This is a genomic window from Paracoccus sp. pheM1 (assembly GCF_018499825.1).
Taxonomy (GTDB): Bacteria; Pseudomonadota; Alphaproteobacteria; order Rhodobacterales; family Rhodobacteraceae; genus Paracoccus; species Paracoccus versutus.
Genome location: NZ_JAGXCX010000002.1, coordinates 1,366,306 through 1,383,637 on the forward strand (window position 1 = coordinate 1,366,306; position 17,332 = coordinate 1,383,637).

The following is a 17,332-nucleotide window of genomic DNA, read 5'->3' on the forward strand; positions in this document are numbered from 1 at the left end:
GGTGAGGTGCGGAAGCCGCCGGGTCAGACCGTGTCGAGGTAAAGCTCGACGGTTTCGTCGTCGGAAAGCTCGGCCATGTAGTGCAGTTCCTGCCGCTTGGTCATGACGAAATTCTCGATCAGATGCGCGGGGAAGATGCGCTGGATCTCGGGCGAGGTTTCGAAGGCGTCGATGGCCGCGCCCCAGCTGCCGGGAAGCTGCTCCAGCCCCTGCTCATAGGCATTGCCCTGGATCGGCGGCGGCGGCTCGGCCCTGTCCTCGATGCCGTTCAGCGCCGCGCCCAGCACCGCCGCGACGGTCAGGTAGGGGTTCACGTCGCCGCCCGCCACCCGATGCTCGATCCGCCGCGCCTTGGGGCCGGAGGAGGGGATGCGGATGGCCGAGGTGCGGTTTTCATAGGCCCAGCCGATGCCGGTCGGCGCATGGGCGTTCGGCACCAGCCGGTCGTAGCTGTTCTCGTGCGGGGCGAACAGCAGCGTCGAGCCGGGCATGGCGGCAAGGCAGCCGGCGACGGCATGGCGCAGCACGTCCGAGCCTTCGTCGCCGCCATTGTCGAAGACGTTGCGGCCCTGCTGGTCCAGCACCGAGAAATGCATGTGCATCCCCGAGCCGTTCCATGCCTCGTAGGGCTTGGCCATGAAGGAGCCGGCAAAGCCGTAGCGCCGCGCCAGCCCCTTGACCAGCAGCTTGAAGAGCCAGGCGTCGTCGGCGGCCTTCAGCGGGTCGGGCTGGTGCATCAGGTTGATTTCGAACTGGCCCGGCGCGGCTTCCGAGATCGCGGTATCGGCGGGGATGTCCATCGCCTCGCAGGCGTCGTAGAGCGCGGTAAAGAAACGGTCGAAGGCGTCGAGCGCGCGCAGGGACAGCGTTTCCGCCCCGGTGCGGCGCTTGCCCGAGCGGGGGCTGGGCGGCACCCGCAGTTGGCCGCCCGAATCGTCGATCAGGAAGAACTCCAGCTCGGTCGCGACCACCGGGGTCAGGCCGGCGGCCTTGTAGCGTTCGACCACGCGGGCCAGCGCCTGGCGGGGATCGCCCTCATAGGGGCGGCCGTCCAGATGGAACATCCAGATCGGCAGCAGGCCGGTCGGTGCCTCAAGCCAGGGCATGGGCATGAAGCCGCGCTCGGTCGGCAGCAGCAGCCCGTCGGGGTCGCCGGCCTGAAAGACCAGGGGGCTGTCCTCGATGTCCTCGCCCCAGATGTCCATGTTCAGGACCGAGAAGGGGAATTTGGTGCCCTCGGTCAGGATCTTGTCGGCAAAGCGTGCCGGGACGCGCTTGCCGCGCGCCACGCCGTTGAGGTCGGCGGCGGCGATGCGGATGGTCTTGACGTCGGGATGCTCGCGCAGCCAGTCCATGGGTCACCTGATGAGATTGGGCCTGTAACGGATCTTCTTCGCCGCGCCGGGAAGGTGGCGGTTCAGCCGCCGGTTCACCAGGCCGAACAGCGCGATCAGTCCCAGGGTCAGCAGCACGAAATAGCCCGCCACGATCGGATAGGCGATGAAGGGGTTGAAGGTCTTGTCGGCGAAATAATTGGCGTAATAAAGCGCGTCGCCCCGCTGTTGGAAGGCGGGGAAGCCGGAAAAGAACACCAGCGTCGTGGCGTGGAACAGAAAGATCGCCTCGTTGGTATAGGCGGGCCAGGCGAGCCGCATCGCGGTGGGCCAGACCACGCGGCGCCAGCGGGTCCAGCCGGCCATGCCATAGGCGTCGGCGGCCTCAAGCTCGCCCTTGGGCAGGTTGCGCAGCGCGCCGTAGAAGATCTCGGCCGAATAGGCGGCGGTGTTCAGCATCAGCACCAGCAGCGCCCCGGCCCAGGCGCGGGTCATCCAGCTGGTCTGCACGGTGATGCCCAGCACGTCGATGCCGGCGCGGGGCAGTTGCACCAGCAGCTCATAGGCCAGGAAGAACTGGATGAAGAGCGGGCTGCCGCGGAACAGGAAGATGAACCACTCGGCCGGCTTCCTGGCCCAGGGGTTGCGGCTGGCCTTGGCCACGGCCAGCGCATTGGCCAGGAAAAAGCCGAAAAGCAGCGCCAGCGCAGCGAAATAGACGTTCCAGATCAGGCCCGAGCCGATCAGCGTGACCTGCTCGCACAGGGTAAATCCGCTGCGCGGCAGCAGCCTTTCGCCCAGGCCAAGCGACCGCAGCCCATAGTCCTGGATGGTTTGCAGGCATTGGTTCATGTCGCGGCCTTTCGCATCGCCTCGCCGGCGGCGGTGGCCTGGCCCCGCGACAGCCTGGCCCGGATGCGGTCGAAGATCCGCTCCGATCCCCAGGTCATCAGCAGGTAGAAGACCAGGATGGCCAGGAAATAGTAAAGCCGCCAGTCGGGATGCGGATAGGCATAGGCGCGGGTCTTGGCGCCGCCCAGTTCGCGCGCCCAATAGACGATGTCCTCGACCCCCAGCACGAACAGCAGCGGCGTGGCCTTGATCAGGATCATCCACAGGTTCGCCAGGCCCGGCAGGGCATAGGTCCACATCTGCGGCACCAGGATGCGCCGGTTCACCTGGCGCGGGGTCATGCCGTAGGCCTCGGCGGTTTCCAGCTGCGCGCGCGGCACCGCGTTCATCGCGCCATGCAGCACATTGGCCGCGAAGGCGCCGAAGACCACGGCAAAGGCGATCACCGCCAGGAAGATGCCATAGGCCTGATGCACCCATTCCGGGCTGGTCGAAAGCGGCAGCTTGGCCGCGGCGCAGACGATGAACTCATTGCCCTGCCGCACCGGCACCGAGGGGTCGCAATAGACGCGCGAGCGCAGCCATTCGAAGCCCTGGTCCAGCGCGATGGGCACGAAGAGAAAGAAGATGATGTCGGGCACGCCGCGCACCATCGAGGTATAGATGCGGCCGAACCAGCGCACACCGGCGATGCGCGAGCGCGAGGCCATGGCGCCGCCGAAGCCGAAAAGCAGCGCCACCGGCGCGGTGATCGCCAGCAGCAGCAGCACCGTGCCGAAGCTGGCATAGAACAGCATGTGGTTGCCGGTCGTCAGATAGCATGACAACCAGGCAAGCCCTTGCAGGGCAGAGGGGTCGGTGCAATGGGAAAGCATCATGCCGCCGGTTTGGCCGCCGCGGCAGGGACCGCGGCGGCATCAGTGATGTCATTCGTAGGTCTGCGCATCCTCGCCGAAATGCGTCTTGATCAGCGCGTTCAGGCTGCCGTCCTGCTTCATCGCGGCGATCGCCCCGTTCAGCTTTTCGCGCAGCTCGTTGTCGGACTGGCGCACGCCGATGCCGATGCCCTCGTCCAGCCGGACCTGCTCGCCCACGAAGATCAGGTCGTCGCTGTCCTCGACGAAGGGGCGCATGACCTCGTGGTCGCCGAAGGCCGCATCGGCCTCGCCATTGCGGACGGCGGCGAAGACCTGGTCGATGTTGGGGTATTCCAGCATCGTGGCCTGGGTGTCGGCGATATGGGACGCCTGGACCGTGCCGGTCTGCACCGCGACAATGCCGGTTTCCAGGTTCGCCCCCTCGTCCAGCGCTACATAGGAGGAGGGCGCCGGCGGCAGGTAGTCCTCGGTAAAGGCGATGACCTGCTTGCGTTCCTCGTTGATGCTCATCGCCGCCATGATGGCGTCATAGTTCGAGGATACCAGGTTGGGGATGATCGAATCCCAGTCGTTCTTGACCCAGGTGCATTGCAGTTCGGCCCGCTTGCACAGCTCGTTGCCCAGATCGACCTCGAAACCGGCGACCTGGCCCTGGTCGTTGATGAGGTTGTAGGGAGGATAGGCGCCCTCGGTGGCGATGCGCACCGTCTGGGCCATGCCCATGCCCGCGGTCAGCGCGAAGGCTGCGGCGGCAAGCGTCAGTTTCTTCATGTCCTTGCTCTCCTGTCGGTTCTTTCATTCGGCCATGGTGGCGCTCAGGAACTGGCGCAGCCGCTCGGACCGCGGCGCGCCGAAAAGCTGCGCCGGCGGTCCCTCTTCCTCGATCCGGCCCTGATGCAGGAAGACGACGTGATCGCTGACATCGGCCGCCAGCCGCATGTCATGGGTGACAAGCAGCATGGTGCGATGCTCGGCCGCCAGATCCTTGATGACCCGCACCACTTCCTGCTGCAATTCGGGGTCGAGCGCGCTGGTCGGTTCGTCCAGAAGCAGCGCCCTGGGCTCCATGCACAGCGCGCGGGCGATGGCGGCGCGCTGCTGCTGGCCGCCCGACAGCTGCGCCGGCCAGGCGTCGGCCTTGTCGCCGATGCCGACCTTGGCCAGCAATTCGCGCGCCCGTGCCTCGACCTGCTGCGCATCGCGCTTCAGCACATGGACCGGCGCCTCCATGACGTTTTGCAGGATGGTCATGTGCGACCACAGGTTGAACTGCTGGAACACCATGGACAGGTTGGTGCGCAGCCGCGTCACCTGCGCCCGGTCGGCGGGCACGCGGGCCAGCCCGGTCCCGCGCCATTTCACCGCCTCGCCCTCGAACAGGATCTCGCCCTGCTGGCTGTCCTCGAGCAGGTTGCAGCAGCGCAGCAGCGTGGACTTGCCCGAGCCGGACGAGCCGATCAGGCTGATGACATGGCCGCGCGGCGCCGCCAGGCTGACGCCGCGGATGACCTGAAGCGGGCCATAGGCCTTGTGCAGATCCCTGATTTCTATCACCGGCACCCGCGCAGGATCGGCGGCGGGATCGGCGGCCGTGACGGGGGCGGCCATGGTCGGTTCTGTCTGGCTCATGGGAATATGAGGCGATATTTGCCGCGCGATTGCAACGCTTTCGTCGCGGGCCTTGCCGGCAGGGCAGGGGCGTGGATCGCCCCGGCAAGGGGCTGAGACGGCGGGTTGGGGCGGGGTTGCGCTTTCACTTGTCCGACAGCCCCAGATCGTCCAGCGCCCTTTGCCGCGCCAAGGCCGAATCGCGGTCGTTCACGCCCAGAAGGCCGGCCACCAGCCGCACCAGCGATTCCTCGTGGGCGCTGCGGGCGCCGTCGGCATAGGCGATCTCCCACAGGGCGGCGACGATCTCCTGGCGGTCATGCAGGTCGACGCGCTCCTTGATGGTGCGGGTGAAGCGGACGGTATCGGGCGCCTCGGCCTCGATCATCTCGGCCGCGGCGCGCCGTTCGGCCGCCTCGGCGGCGCCAAGGCCGCGGCGCCGGGCCAGCACCTGGTCGATGCGCTGCTGCTCGGCCGCGCCGTAATGGTCGTCGGCGCGCGCCAGCCGCACCAGCAGCGAGGCGATGGCGACCTCGGCATCCTGGCCGCTCAGGTGGGCGGAATCGGGGCGGTCGGCGAAAAGCCGGCTCAGAAGATTGCGAAACATGACCGGATATTAGGGTATTTTGGCGGCGCAACAATATCCCGCGCGAAATTTGTCAGGCAGATTCCCAGCCCTCGACGATGGCCAGGTCGGCGATCGAGCAGGGCTGCCGCAAGGCGAGCGCCGCCTGGTATTCCGGGCTGCGATAGCAGGCGCGGGCGGTTTCCAGGTCGGGAAACTCGATCACCACCGTGCGCGGGCGCATCTGGCCCTCGACCACCTCGAGCGCGCCGCCGCGCACCAGGAAACGCGCGCCATAGCGGTCAAAGGCGGCGGCATTGGCCTGGCGATAGGCTTCGTATGCGGCGGGGTCGTCGACCGTGACATGGCCGATCCAATAGGCTTTGGGCATGGCGGGCTCCTTGCGGCTGATCCGTGCCGATCATGCCGCGCGGGGCCGCCGCCGCAAGCCCGATCCCGCCCTAGTAACGTTGCGGCACGTAAAGCTCGGGCGGCAGCACCTCGCGCTCGTAATCGGGGTTGAAGACCCGGTCGGGCAGGGTGATCTCCTCATGCGGGACCGGGCCGTAGGGCACCATGGTCAAAAGATGAGCCATGCAGTTCAGCCGCGCCCGCTTCTTGTCGTTGCCGGGCACGATATACCAGGGCGCCTCGGGGATATTGGTGCGCTCGAACATGTCCTCCTTGGCCTTGGTGTAATCCTCCCAGCGGATGCGGGATTGCAGGTCCATCGGCGACAGCTTCCACTGTTTCAGCGGGTCGTGGATGCGCATCAGGAAGCGCATCTGCTGTTCCTCGTCGGTGATCGAGAACCAGTATTTCACCAGACGGATGCCGGAACGCACCAGCATCCGCTCGAATTCCGGGACGTCGTCGAAGAATTGCTGCACCTCGTCCTCGGAGGCGAAGCCCATGACCCGCTCGACCCCGGCGCGGTTGTACCAGCTGCGGTCGAACAGCACGATCTCGCCCCCGGCCGGCAGGTGCGGGACGTAGCGCTGGAAATACCATTGCGTCTTTTCGCGGTCCGAAGGGGCGGGCAGGGCCACCACGCGGGCGACGCGCGGGTTCAGGCGCTGGGTGATGCGCTTGATGGCGCCGCCCTTGCCGGCGCTGTCGCGGCCTTCGAAGATCACCACCACCTTTTCCTTGTGATGGGCCACCCAGTCCTGCAGCTTGATGAGTTCCGCCTGAAGCCGCAGCAGCTCGCGGAAATAGTCGGCGCGCGGCATCTGGTCGGGATGGGTGTCGCGATAGATGCGGGCGATTTCCTGGGACAGGACCGCATCCTCCATCTCGATCTCGAAATCCTCGTCGAGCGTGTCCTGAAGTTCGGCTTCAAGCCAGTCCTTGGGTGTCTGGTCCTGCATGGGGATCTCCTGCTGCGCTTGCCTGCGATCTAGCCTTGCAATGTGACAATCCTGTGTCGCCCCTCAGAACAGCCCGGCGCAGTCGCGGGTGACGCCAAAGGCGAAGCCGCCGCCGCTGGCATCGGCCACCGTGCCGCACCAGCGCCCGTCGCTGGAAAACAGGCTCTTGCTGCCCTTGGGGCGATAGGCGACGCGCTTGCCGCCCAGGTCGAACAGGTTCAGCGTGCCCGCGCCGTTCGGGGCGTAATAGCCGACGACCGAGCCGTCCGCGGTGAAGATCACCCGCTTCTCATTGGCCGGGTTGCGCGGCGAATTGGCATAGCGCGAGGCGCTGTTGGCCGGGCTTGCCGCCGAATTGGCGGCCGCATGCGGCGAGTTCGCCTGCCGCGAGGGCTGGTTCTGCGGCGCGCCCGGCCCAAGGTCGAAGGGCAGGCGCGTCTGGTCCAGCACGAACAGCGGCGCATCCGCCAGCGCGGGCAGGGCGCAAAGCATCAGGACCGGAATCGGGGCAAGGCGCATGTCGGGACCGTCCATTGGATCCCGACACTATGGCGCGGCGCGGCGGTTCAGACCAGCCGCTCGTTCTCCATCGCGGCGCGGACGAAGCCGGCGAACAGCGGCGCGGGCTGGAACGGCTTGGATTTCAGCTCGGGGTGCGACTGCACGCCGATGAACCAGGGATGGTCGCGGTATTCCACCACCTCCGGCAGCCGCCCGTCCGGCGACATGCCCGAGAAGCTGAGCCCCGCCGCCTCCAGCTGGTCGCGATATTTGGCGTCTACCTCGTAGCGGTGGCGGTGGCGGTCCTCGATCTCCAGCGCGCCGTCATAGACTTCCGAGATCTTCGAGCCCGGCGCCAGCACGGCGGTATAGGCGCCCAGCCGCATGGTGCCGCCCTTGTCGTCGGTCAGCTTGCGCTGCACGGTGTAATTGCCCTGCACCCATTCCTTGAGGTGATAGACGACGGGGGTGAAGCGGGTCTTGCCGGCCTCGTGGTCGAACTCCTCGGAACCCGCGTCGGGCATGTCGGCCAGGTTCCGCGCCGCCTCGATCACCGCCATCTGCATGCCCAGGCAGATGCCCAGGTAGGGCACCTTCTTCTCGCGCGCATATTTCGCCGCGGCGATCATGCCCTCGGTGCCGCGCTCGCCGAAGCCGCCGGGCACGATGATGCCGTTATAGCCGTCCAAGAGATGCGCGCCCTCGCCCTCCAGCTTTTCGCTATCCACCCAATCGGCCTTGACGCGGACGCGATTGGCCATGCCGCCATGGGTCAGCGCCTCGGCGATGGATTTGTAGGCATCCTCGAGCTGGGTGTATTTGCCGACGATGGCGATGCGGACCTGGCCCTCGGCATTGGTCAGCCGGTCCATCACGTCCTCCCACCGGGTCAGGTCGGGGCGCGGCGCCGGGCTGATCTGGAAGGCGTCCAGCACCGCCTGGTCCAGGCCCGCGCGGTGATAGGCCAGCGGCGCCTCGTAGATCGACTTCAGGTCATAGGCCGGGATCACCGCATCGGGGCGGACATTGCAGAACAGCGCGATCTTGGCGCGTTCCTTTTCCGGAATCGGCTGCTCGCTGCGGCAGACCAGCACGTCGGGGGCAATGCCGATCGAGCGCAGCTCCTTGACGGAATGCTGGGTCGGCTTGGTCTTCAACTCGCCGCTTGCCGCCAGCCAGGGCAGCAGCGTCAGATGCACGAAGATGCATTGCCCGCGCGCGCGTTCCTGGGCGAATTGCCGGATCGCCTCGAAGAAGGGCAGGCCCTCGATGTCGCCTACGGTGCCGCCGATCTCGCAGAGCATGAAATCGACCTCGTCCTCGCCCACGGCCAGGAAGTCCTTGATCTCGTTGGTGACGTGGGGGATGACCTGGATGGTCTTGCCCAGATAGGCGCCGCGGCGTTCCTTTTCCAGCACGTTGGAATAGATCCGCCCCGACGAGACCGAGTCGGTCTTGCGCGCCGAGACGCCGGTGAAGCGTTCGTAATGGCCCAGGTCCAGGTCGGTCTCGGCGCCGTCGTCGGTGACGAAGACCTCGCCATGCTCGAAGGGGCTCATCGTGCCGGGATCGACGTTCAGATAGGGGTCGAGCTTGCGCAGCCGGACGGTAAAGCCGCGCGCCTGCAACAGCGCCCCCAGCGCCGCCGATGCCAGCCCCTTGCCGAGCGAGGAAACCACGCCGCCGGTGATGAAGATGTAACGCGCCATCGAGGGGCCCCCGTGAGTAATCCAATAAAAGATCGCGGCCCGAATCTGGGCGGCATCACGGGACTCGACTCATATCCGATTTGCCCCGTGGCCGCAACGGACCGCAAGTTGTTGTAAGGGGCGCCGGTCGCGCCCCCAAGTTGTGGTGTCAGTTGTTGGCCGGTGCCGGGCTTTCCTGCGCCGGTGCAGCGGCCGGCGGCGTCACCGGCGCGGTCGCGGGGGCATTGCCCTCGGTCGGCGCGGCGGGCGTCGGGGCCGGGGTTTCGGCCGGGGTCTCGGCGGCGGGTGCAGGTGCGGTCGCAGGCGGTGCGACCGGCTGGCCGGCGCCCGGAACCACGGGCTGGCCCGCGCCGGGCGGCGGGACGTAGTCGCCGATGCCGGGCAGGCCGGTCGCCGGGGCCTGCTGGGTGCCGCCCAGGTTCAGCTGGTCCACGATCGAGCCGCTGGAAGCGTTCTGCGCGGCGATCAGCGTCAGCGTCATCGAGGTGATGATGAAGCCGATGGCAAATATCCAGGTCAGGCGCGACAGCGCATTGGCTGCCTGGCGGCCGGTCATGACGCCGCCTCCGCCACCGCCCATGCCAAGGCCGCCGCCTTCGGACCGCTGCAGCAGCACCACCCCGATCAGCAGCACGGCGAGGATCAGATGCACGGTAAGAACGACGTTTTCCACCACGGGGCCTTTCATTCAGCGACGCGCCTATCTAGTCACCAAGGCGCGGATTGGCAAGCGGGGGCTGGCATGGGCGCGTTGATGATCCAGGGAACCGGGTCGAATGTCGGGAAATCGCTGCTGGTGGCGGGGCTGTGCCGGGCCGCCAGGCTGCGCGGGATCAGCGTGGCGCCCTTCAAGCCGCAGAACATGTCGAACAATGCCGCCGTGACCCCGGACGGGGGCGAGATCGGCCGGGCGCAGGCGCTGCAGGCGCGGGCGGCGGGGCTGGCGCCCTCGGTCCACATGAACCCGGTGCTGCTGAAGCCCGAAACCGACCGCGCCGCGCAGGTGGTGGTGCAGGGCCGCGCCGTGGCGCGGGCCGCGGCGGCGGATTACGGCGCGCTCAAGGCGCAGCTGATGGGCGCGGTGCTGGACAGTTTCGCCCGGCTGCGCGCCGCGCATGACCTGGTGCTGGTCGAGGGCGCGGGCAGCCCGGCCGAGGTCAACCTGCGCGCCCGCGACATCGCCAACATGGGATTCGCCCGCGCCGCCGATGTTCCGGTGGTGCTGGCCGGCGACATCGACCGCGGCGGGGTGATCGCGCAGATCGTCGGCACCCAGGCGGTGATCGACCCGGCGGATGCGGCGATGATCCGCGGCTTCGTCATCAACCGCTTTCGCGGCGATCCCTCGCTTTTCGATGCCGGCCGGGTCTTTATCGCTCAGCGCACCGGCTGGCCGGACCTGGGCCTCGTGCCGTGGTTCGCCGATGCCGCGCTTTTGCCGGCCGAGGATGCGGTGGACCTGCGCCGCACCCGCGGCACGGGCAGGTTGCACATCGCCTGCCCGATGCTGTCGCGGATCGCGAATTTCGACGATCTCGACCCCCTGGCGGCCGAGCCGGCGGTGCGGCTGACCATGGTGCCGCCCGGACAGGCGCTGCCGGGCGATGCCGACCTGGTGGTCCTGCCGGGCACGAAATCGACGCGGGGCGACCTGGCCTTTCTGCGCCAGCAGGGCTGGGACGTCGACCTGGCCGCGCATCTGCGGCGCGGCGGGCGGTGCCTGGGCATCTGCGGCGGCTACCAGATGCTGGGCCGCTGGGTCCACGACCCCGAGGGGCATGACGGCGACCCCGGCAGCACCCCCGGCCTGGGCCTGCTGGACGTCGAGACCCGCATGGCACCCGACAAGCGCCTGACGCGGGCCCAAGGCACCGCGCTTGGCCAGCCGGTCGAGGGCTACGAGATCCACATGGGCCGGACCGAGGGGCCGGACTGCGCCCGCCCCTTCGCCCATGTCCCCGGCCCGGACGGCGCCACCAGCCCCGACGGGCGCGTCGCCGGCACCTATCTGCACGGGCTGTTCTCGGGCGATGCTTTCCGCGCCGCCTGGCTTGGGCAGTTCGGCGCAGCTTCGGCGCTGGATTACGGCGCGGGGGTCGAGACGGTGCTGGACCGGCTGGCCGCGCATCTCGAGGCGCATCTGGACATCGACCAGATTTTCGCGCTGGCGCGCTAGGGACCGGATTTTCGCACTGGCGCGCGAGGGGCCGGCCCTTTGCGCCGGCGGGGCTAGAGGGTTTCCGCCAGGATGCGCTCGGCCTCGGCCAGGCAGGGGGTCAGGCGGGCGCGGTCCTCGCCGGGGAAGAAGCGGGCGCGCACCGCGGTGGGCATGGGTGCCGGCTCGGCGATGACGACGCGCGGGCCCAGGGATGCGTTCTCGGCCTGCCAGCTTTGGGCCAGGGCGATCTGCCCGGCCTTGGTCGCGCCATAGCTGCCGAAGAACTTCTGCCCGGCGCGCTTGTCGTCGAAGAACAGCGCCGTGCCCTGGCGGGCGCGCAACAGCGGCTCGATCAGGTTGAGCAGCCCGCGCGTGGCGACGATGTTCAGGTCGACCGATTTCTGGAAATCCTTGGCGTCGATATGCCCGGCCGGCGACAGCGGCGCGGCATGGATCGCCGTATGCGCCCAGAGGTCGAGCCCGCCCCAGCGCTCCATCGCCGCCCGGACCATCTGCACCATGGCCTGCGGCTCGCCCACGTCCATCGGCGCCAGCGTGGCCGAGCCGCCGGCCTTGCGGATGCGGTCGTCCAGTTCCTCGAGCGCGCCGGTGGTGCGGGCGACGGCCAGGATATGCCAGCCGCGCGCGGCAAGGGTTTCGGCCAAAGCGGCGCCAAGGCCGCGCGAGGCGCCGGTGATCAGCGCGATTTTGTCATGCTCGGTCATGGTGCCGATTTCGCACCGGCCGCGGCGGCGCGCAAGCCCCTTGCAGCGGGGCTGCCGGCAACTGCGTCACATTGACCTTGCCGCCGCCCGCAGCGCTGATCGGGGGCTTTCAGTCGGGCTGCTGCAGCTTGGCCAGCGCGGACTGGCACATGCCCAGGCCCAGCCAGCGGCAGCCGTTGCAGATCCGCTCCAGGTCCCTGGGCTGCAGCCGCGCCGCGGCGCGGGCCTGGGCCTCGGCCCAGGTCATGCGCTGGCCTGGGCGGATGTCCAGCGCCGCGGCATGGCGCCGATCCAGCCGGCTGATCCGGTCGTCCGCGGCGCAGCCCATGCCGCGCCGCGACGGGCAGGGGGCGCAGATCGAATCGGCCATGACGGTAAAGACCACCGGCACCTGCGGATCGGCGCGCAGCCGGCCCAGGACGACGGCGTTCATGTTCCGGGTGAACTCGGGCGAATAGCCGCGCCCTTGCCAGCCGATCGAGCAGAGCACGTGATGGGGGCGCAGCAGAACGGCCCCGGAACTGGTCCGGGGCCGATCCTGGTCCTGGACGGTCGCGCTCAGCGGGCGTCCAGCGGCTTGTAATCGCGCCGCGGCGAGCCGACGTAAAGCTGGCGCGGGCGGCCGATCTTGTTCTGCGGGTCGGCGATCATCTCCTTCCACTGCGAGATCCAGCCGACGGTCCGCGACAGCGCGAAGATCGGGGTGAACATCGAGGTCGGGAAGCCCATCGCTTCCAGGATGATGCCCGAGTAGAAGTCGACGTTGGGATAAAGCTTCTTCGAGACGAAATACTCGTCCTCCAGCGCGATCTTCTCAAGCTCCTTGGCGACCTGCAGCGTCGGGTTGTTGTGGACGCCCAGCAGGTCCAGCACCTCGTCGGCCGATTCCTTCATCACCTTGGCGCGCGGGTCGAAGTTCTTGTAGACGCGGTGGCCAAAGCCCATCAGCCGGAACGGGTCGTTCTTGTCCTTGGCGCGGGCGATGAATTCGGGGATGCGCTCGACCGAGCCGATCTCGCGCAGCATCTCCAGGCAGGCCTGGTTGGCGCCGCCATGCGCCGGGCCCCAGAGGCAGGCGATGCCGGCCGCGATGCAGGCAAAGGGGTTCGCCCCCGAGGAGCCGGCCAGGCGCACGGTCGATGTCGAGGCGTTCTGTTCGTGATCGGCGTGCAGCGTGAAGATGCGGTCCATGGCGCGGGCCAGGGCCGGATCGACGTTATAGGGCTCGGCCGGGACCGAGAAGCACATGTGCAGGAAGTTGCTGGCATAATCCAGCTCGTTCCGGGGATAGACGAAGGGCTGGCCCAGCGAATACTTGTAGGCCATGGCGGCGATGGTCGGCACCTTGGCGATCAGCCGGATCGAGGCGATCTCGCGCTGCACCGGGTCGTTGATGTCGATCGAATCGTGGTAGAAGGCCGACATCGCCCCCACGACGCCCACCATGGTCGCCATCGGGTGGCTGTCGCGGCGGAAGCCGCGGAAGAAATAGTGCATCTGCTCATGCACCATGGTGTGGCGGGTGATCCGGGTCTCGAAATCGACCAGCTGGTCGGGGGTCGGCAATTCGCCGTAAAGCAGCAGGTAGCAGACTTCCAGGTAATGCGACTGCGCGGCCAATTGCTCGATCGGATAGCCGCGATACCACAGCTCGCCCTTGTCCCCGTCGATATAGGTGATCGTCGAATCGCAGGACGCGGTCGAGGTAAAGCCGGGGTCATAGGTGAAAACGCCCGCCTCGCCGTAGAGCTTGCGGATGTCGACCACATCCGGCCCCGCGGTCGGGGACAGGACCGCGAGGTCGTAGTCCTTGCCCGCCAGATGCAGTCTTGCGGCTTTTTCTTCTGCCATTCCCAGTTCCTTTCACCTGTCTCCGGCCCGCAGGCCGGGTGATGGGGGCGGGTCTCAGCCCGCTTGATCCTGCAGCCGGGCCACCGTTTCGTCGCGGCCAAGCGCCAACATCATGTCGAACACGCTGGGGGTGGAACTGCGCCCGGCCAGTGCCGCGCGAAGCGGCGCCGCGACCTTGCCCAGCCCCAGCCCGTGCGACTCGCCAATCCGCTTGGCTGCCGCTTCGAGTTCGTTGCGGTCCCAGCTAGCATTCTGCACCGCGGCAGTCAATTCAGTCAGTATACCACGGGATACAGTATCCAGCGCCGCCGCCGCCTTTTCCTCGACCGCCACCGGCCGGTCGATCAGCGCGAAATGCGCCTGGTCGAGCAGCGCGGGCAGGGTCCTGGCCTTGGCCTTCAGCGCCTCCAGCGCGGGAAGCAGCCGGGCGATCTGGCGTTCGGACAGCGGCGGTGCGCCGGTCGCGGCGCGGAAACGCGCGATTTCCTCCAGCAATTCGGCCTCTTCCATCCGGGCGATATGCCAGCCGCTGACATGTTCCAGCTTCTTGAAGTCCAGCCGGGCCGGGGCCTTGCCGATGCCGTCCAGGTCGAACCAGGCCCTGGCCTGGGCGTCGTCGAACAGCTCGTCGTCGCCATGGCTCCAGCCCAGCCGCGCCAGGTAGTTGCGCATCGCCGCCGCCGGATAGCCCATGGCGGCATATTCGTGCAGGCCCACGGCGCCATGGCGCTTGGACAGCTTCTTGCCGTCCGGCCCGTGGATCAGCGGGATATGGGCAAAGACCGGGATGTCCCAGCCCATCGCCTGATAGATCTGGATCTGCCGCGCGGCATTGGTCAGGTGGTCGTCGCCCCGGATCACATGGGTCACGCCCATGTCGTGGTCGTCCACCACCACCGCCAGCATATAGGTGGGCGTCCCGTCCGAGCGCAGCAGCACCATATCGTCCAGCTGCGCATTGCCGAAGGTCACGTCGCCCTGCACCGCATCGCGCACCACGGTTTCGCCGTCGCGCGGCGCCTTCAGCCGGATCGCATGGGGGCCGTCGGGCAGGCTGGCCGGATCGGCGTCGCGCCAGGGCGACAGGAACAGGGTCGAGCGCCCCTCGGCCTTGGCCTTTTCGCGAAAGGCCTCGATCTCCTCGGCGGTCGAGAAGCATTTGTAGGCGGTGCCGTTTTCCAGCATGGCGCGGGCGACCTCGGCATGGCGGGCGACGCCGGCGAACTGGCTGACCGGCTCGCCGTCCCAGTCCAGGCCCAGCCAGCGCAGGCCCTGCAGGATCGCCTCGGTCGCCTCGGGGGTCGAGCGGGCGCGGTCGGTATCCTCGATCCGCAGCAGGAATTTTCCGCCCCGCCCGCGGGCATAGAGCCAGTTGAACAGGGCCGTCCGCGCGCCCCCGATATGCAGGTAGCCGGTGGGCGAGGGCGCGAAGCGGGTCACGACGGGGCGGGAATCAGTCATCAGCGGTCCGGTCAGTTTCAGAAAACGGGGCCATCGGCCATGCCCGTTAATCCTTTCGAAAGGTCGGCATGCCAATCTTGGCGCCACAGATAAGCAAGTGCCACGGCAAGGACAAGTTTTGGTGACGGAATCGGTGAATGCTTTGCAAACGCGGCTGCCGGCCCTGGGGCCGCGCGGCGGGCGGCAGGCTGCGGCCGGGCTGCGGCCGTCGGTCGGCATTCGCGCGGGGCTGCTGCCCTGGATGCCCTTCTGGCTTGCGCTGGGCATCGGCGGCTGGTTCCTGCTGCCGCGGGAACCGGGGCCGGGCTTCCATGCCGGGCTGGTCCTGGCCGGGGTCGCCTGCCTGCTGCTGCCCGGCGGTGCGATGCGGCTGGCCGGGTCCGGCAGGCTGGGCTGGGCCTGGGCGGACCGGCTGCGGCTGGCCGCCTTCGCAGCCTTGCTGGTGGTGCTGGGGGCGGGGCTCGCCGGGGTCCGGGCGCATCTGGTCGCCGCCCCGGTGCTGGATTTCCGCTATTACGGCCCGGTCGAGGGGCGGGTCGTGGGCATCGACCGCTCGTCGCGCGACCGGCTGCGGCTGCTGCTCGATCAGGTCGGGCTGCACGAGGTCGCGCCCGGCCGCACGCCGGCGCGGGTGCGGATCTCGCTGATGGAGCCGCAGGAACTGCCGGTGCCCGGCCAGCGCGTGATGCTGACCGCGCATCTGGGTCCGCCCGCCGGCCCGTCCGAGCCGGGCGGCTTCGACTTTCGCCGCCTGGCCTGGTTCGAACGCCTGGGCGCGGTGGGCTATGCCCGCACGCCGGTGATGACGGTCGAGCCGCCGGCCGATGGCGGGATGCTGGCGCTGCACCGCATCCGCATGTCGCTGTCCCAGGCCATGCAGGAGCGGATCGGCGGCCAGGCGGGGGCGGTCTCGGCCGCGCTGATGACCGGCGACCGTTCCGGCATCGCCGAGCAGACCAACCAGATCATGCGCGATTCGAATCTTTACCACATCGTGTCGATCTCGGGGCTGCACATGAGCATGCTGGCCGGCTTCGTCTATGCCGCGTTGCGGCTGGGCGGCGTGGCGGCGCAGGGGCTGGGCGGGGTGCGGGCGGTGCCGGTCCACAAGCTGGCGGCGGCGGGGGCGCTTTGCGCCTCGGCGCTGTATCTGTGGCTTTCGGGCGGCGGCGTCGCGACCGAGCGCGCCTTCATCATGGTGGCGGTGATGCTGCTTGCGATCATCGCCGACCGGCGCGCGGTGTCGCTGCGCACCGTCGCCGTCGCCGCCGGCATCGTGCTGGTGCTGAATCCCGAGGCGCTGACCGAGGCCGGCTTCCAGATGAGCTTTGCCGCCACGGTCGCGCTGATCCTGATGCAGGAGCCATGGGCAAGGCTGTCGCCGCGGCTGCCCTGGTGGGCTCGGCCGGTCCTGATGCTGTTTCTGTCCTCTTTCGTGGCCGGCATGGTGACGGCCCCCATCGCCGCGGCGCATTTCGGGCGGATGACGCAATACGGCCTGCTGGCCAACATGCTGGTCGTGCCCGTCGTCGGCGCGCTGGTGATGCCGGGCGGTGTCTTTGCCGCGCTGCTGGCGCCGCTGGGCCTGGCGCAACCGGCCCTGTGGCTGATGGGGCTGGGAACCGGCTGGATGCTGGCGGTCGCGCAATGGATCTCGGACCTGGGCGGGGCGGTCACGCTGTTTCCCGTCGCGCCGCGCGCCGTCCTGCCGCTGATGGCCGTGGGCGCCATGCTGCTTTTGCCCGGTGCGCAGCCCGCGGGCGCGCGCGGCCCCCTGCCGCTTTTGCGCCGGGGCACGGGCATCGCCCTGCTGGCGGCGGCGGGGGTGCTGTGGCTGGGTGCGACACGCCCCGACATCCTGGTTTCGGCCCAGGGCGACGCGGTGGCGGTGCTGACCCCCGCGGGCAGGGTGCCTTCGAAGCCCGGCGGCGGCAGCTTCGCGGTAGAAAGCTGGCTCAAGGCCGATGGCGACGCCGCCGATCAGGCCGGTGCCGCGGCGCGCCCGCTGTGGCAGGGCCCGCCCGCGAATCGCTGGGCGGAACTCGACCGGGGCGGGACCCGGCTTCGCATCCGCCACCTGACCGGCAAGGCCACGCGCGAGGATGCCCGCGGCCATTGCCGCGAAGGCGGCATCCTGGTCGCGAACGCCGCCCTTTCCCCCAGCCCCGCCGCCCTGGGCGAATGCCTGGTCCTCGATCCGCCCTATCTGCGGAAACACGGCGCGGTGGCGATATTCCTGGAGCCTTCCGGCCCCAGATACGTTTCCGTCGACCGGCCGGGCATCCGCCGGCTCTGGCATTGACGCAATCCGCACGGGGTC

General features: G+C 68.6%; 17 protein-coding genes. 2 read left to right on the forward strand and 15 right to left on the reverse strand.

Going from position 1 to position 17,332, the window contains the following annotated elements; genetic code table 11:
• Nucleotides 1–23: 23 nt before the first annotated feature.
• The 11 genes from KF941_RS20840 to secG all read right to left on the reverse strand — a co-directional run bounded on the left by KF941_RS20840 (nt 24) and on the right by secG (nt 9,490).
• Nucleotides 24–1,355: a glutamine synthetase family protein gene (locus tag KF941_RS20840; RefSeq protein WP_214274399.1), complete on the reverse strand. Its 1,332-nt coding sequence runs from the start codon at nt 1,353–1,355 to the stop codon at nt 24–26.
• 3 nt (nt 1,356–1,358) lie between these two features.
• Complete coding sequence (locus tag KF941_RS20845; protein WP_036756374.1) at nt 1,359–2,186, reverse strand: ABC transporter permease subunit; 828 nt, start codon at nt 2,184–2,186, stop codon at nt 1,359–1,361.
• Nucleotides 2,183–3,061 (reverse strand): ABC transporter permease subunit, encoded by an 879-nt coding sequence (locus KF941_RS20850; protein ID WP_036756452.1) that lies wholly within the window; start codon nt 3,059–3,061, stop codon nt 2,183–2,185. The genes KF941_RS20845 and KF941_RS20850 overlap by 4 nt, the downstream gene beginning before the upstream one ends.
• A 51-nt stretch (nt 3,062–3,112) precedes the next feature.
• A complete protein-coding gene (locus KF941_RS20855; RefSeq protein WP_036756377.1) occupies nt 3,113–3,835 on the reverse strand; it encodes a transporter substrate-binding domain-containing protein in 723 nt (240 codons plus the stop codon).
• 24 nt (nt 3,836–3,859) lie between these two features.
• Nucleotides 3,860–4,672, reverse strand: a complete 813-nt coding sequence (locus KF941_RS20860) for an amino acid ABC transporter ATP-binding protein (protein ID WP_240540575.1) — start codon at nt 4,670–4,672, stop codon at nt 3,860–3,862.
• Between the two features lie 145 nt (nt 4,673–4,817).
• Entirely contained in the window at nt 4,818–5,279 is a 462-nt protein-coding gene (locus KF941_RS20865; RefSeq protein ID WP_214274400.1) for a TerB family tellurite resistance protein, read from the reverse strand.
• Nucleotides 5,280–5,331: 52 nt separating this feature from the next.
• Nucleotides 5,332–5,628, reverse strand: coding sequence for a DUF1330 domain-containing protein (locus KF941_RS20870; RefSeq protein ID WP_036756385.1), 297 nt, complete (start codon nt 5,626–5,628; stop codon nt 5,332–5,334).
• Between the two features lie 70 nt (nt 5,629–5,698).
• Entirely contained in the window at nt 5,699–6,607 is a 909-nt protein-coding gene (ppk2, locus tag KF941_RS20875; RefSeq protein ID WP_036756388.1) for a polyphosphate kinase 2, read from the reverse strand.
• A gap of 63 nt (nt 6,608–6,670) precedes the next feature.
• A complete protein-coding gene (locus tag KF941_RS20880) occupies nt 6,671–7,126 on the reverse strand; it encodes a hypothetical protein (RefSeq protein WP_114538061.1) in 456 nt (151 codons plus the stop codon).
• Between the two features lie 47 nt (nt 7,127–7,173).
• Nucleotides 7,174–8,817 (reverse strand): CTP synthase, encoded by a 1,644-nt coding sequence (locus KF941_RS20885; protein WP_072462978.1) that lies wholly within the window; start codon nt 8,815–8,817, stop codon nt 7,174–7,176.
• 148 nt (nt 8,818–8,965) lie between these two features.
• On the reverse strand, nt 8,966–9,490 hold the full coding sequence (secG, locus tag KF941_RS20890) for a preprotein translocase subunit SecG (RefSeq protein ID WP_036756454.1): 525 nt from the start codon (nt 9,488–9,490) through the stop codon (nt 8,966–8,968).
• A 69-nt stretch (nt 9,491–9,559) separates the two neighbouring features.
• Here secG and KF941_RS20895 point away from each other — a divergent pair, with 69 nt between their 5' ends.
• Nucleotides 9,560–10,993 (forward strand): cobyric acid synthase, encoded by a 1,434-nt coding sequence (locus KF941_RS20895; protein ID WP_214274401.1) that lies wholly within the window; start codon nt 9,560–9,562, stop codon nt 10,991–10,993.
• Between the two features lie 53 nt (nt 10,994–11,046).
• Here KF941_RS20895 and KF941_RS20900 read toward each other — a convergent pair whose 3' ends face one another.
• The 4 genes from KF941_RS20900 to gltX all read right to left on the reverse strand — a co-directional run bounded on the left by KF941_RS20900 (nt 11,047) and on the right by gltX (nt 15,012).
• Nucleotides 11,047–11,700: an SDR family NAD(P)-dependent oxidoreductase gene (locus KF941_RS20900; protein ID WP_036756397.1), complete on the reverse strand. Its 654-nt coding sequence runs from the start codon at nt 11,698–11,700 to the stop codon at nt 11,047–11,049.
• A gap of 109 nt (nt 11,701–11,809) precedes the next feature.
• A complete protein-coding gene (locus KF941_RS20905; RefSeq protein ID WP_036756400.1) occupies nt 11,810–12,190 on the reverse strand; it encodes a DUF1284 domain-containing protein in 381 nt (126 codons plus the stop codon).
• Nucleotides 12,191–12,258: 68 nt separating this feature from the next.
• Nucleotides 12,259–13,551: a citrate synthase gene (gltA, locus tag KF941_RS20910; RefSeq protein ID WP_036756401.1), complete on the reverse strand. Its 1,293-nt coding sequence runs from the start codon at nt 13,549–13,551 to the stop codon at nt 12,259–12,261.
• A gap of 54 nt (nt 13,552–13,605) precedes the next feature.
• A complete protein-coding gene (gene gltX, locus KF941_RS20915) occupies nt 13,606–15,012 on the reverse strand; it encodes a glutamate--tRNA ligase (protein WP_214274402.1) in 1,407 nt (468 codons plus the stop codon).
• A gap of 121 nt (nt 15,013–15,133) precedes the next feature.
• On the opposite strand from gltX, the gene KF941_RS20920 reads away from it, so the two are divergent.
• Nucleotides 15,134–17,314 (forward strand): ComEC/Rec2 family competence protein, encoded by a 2,181-nt coding sequence (locus KF941_RS20920; protein WP_346429016.1) that lies wholly within the window; start codon nt 15,134–15,136, stop codon nt 17,312–17,314.
• Nucleotides 17,315–17,332: the final 18 nt, after the last annotated feature.

Excerpts from the sequence above, each read along its gene's own strand:
- KF941_RS20895 (WP_214274401.1), top strand. The coding sequence starts at position 9,560 with ATGGGCGCGTTGATGATCCAGGGAACCGGGTCGAATGTCGGGAAATCG.
- KF941_RS20850 (WP_036756452.1), bottom strand. The coding sequence starts at position 3,061 with ATGCTTTCCCATTGCACCGACCCCTCTGCCCTGCAAGGGCTTGCCTGG.
- KF941_RS20870 (WP_036756385.1), bottom strand. The coding sequence starts at position 5,628 with ATGCCCAAAGCCTATTGGATCGGCCATGTCACGGTCGACGACCCCGCC.
- gltX (WP_214274402.1), bottom strand. The coding sequence starts at position 15,012 with ATGACTGATTCCCGCCCCGTCGTGACCCGCTTCGCGCCCTCGCCCACC.
- KF941_RS20865 (WP_214274400.1), bottom strand. The coding sequence starts at position 5,279 with ATGTTTCGCAATCTTCTGAGCCGGCTTTTCGCCGACCGCCCCGATTCC.
- ppk2 (WP_036756388.1), bottom strand. The coding sequence starts at position 6,607 with ATGCAGGACCAGACACCCAAGGACTGGCTTGAAGCCGAACTTCAGGAC.
- KF941_RS20880 (WP_114538061.1), bottom strand. The coding sequence starts at position 7,126 with ATGCGCCTTGCCCCGATTCCGGTCCTGATGCTTTGCGCCCTGCCCGCG.
- gltA (WP_036756401.1), bottom strand. The coding sequence starts at position 13,551 with ATGGCAGAAGAAAAAGCCGCAAGACTGCATCTGGCGGGCAAGGACTAC.
- KF941_RS20885 (WP_072462978.1), bottom strand. The coding sequence starts at position 8,817 with ATGGCGCGTTACATCTTCATCACCGGCGGCGTGGTTTCCTCGCTCGGC.
- KF941_RS20900 (WP_036756397.1), bottom strand. The coding sequence starts at position 11,700 with ATGACCGAGCATGACAAAATCGCGCTGATCACCGGCGCCTCGCGCGGC.
- KF941_RS20855 (WP_036756377.1), bottom strand. The coding sequence starts at position 3,835 with ATGAAGAAACTGACGCTTGCCGCCGCAGCCTTCGCGCTGACCGCGGGC.
- KF941_RS20840 (WP_214274399.1), bottom strand. The coding sequence starts at position 1,355 with ATGGACTGGCTGCGCGAGCATCCCGACGTCAAGACCATCCGCATCGCC.
- KF941_RS20860 (WP_240540575.1), bottom strand. The coding sequence starts at position 4,672 with ATGGCCGCCCCCGTCACGGCCGCCGATCCCGCCGCCGATCCTGCGCGG.
- KF941_RS20845 (WP_036756374.1), bottom strand. The coding sequence starts at position 2,186 with ATGAACCAATGCCTGCAAACCATCCAGGACTATGGGCTGCGGTCGCTT.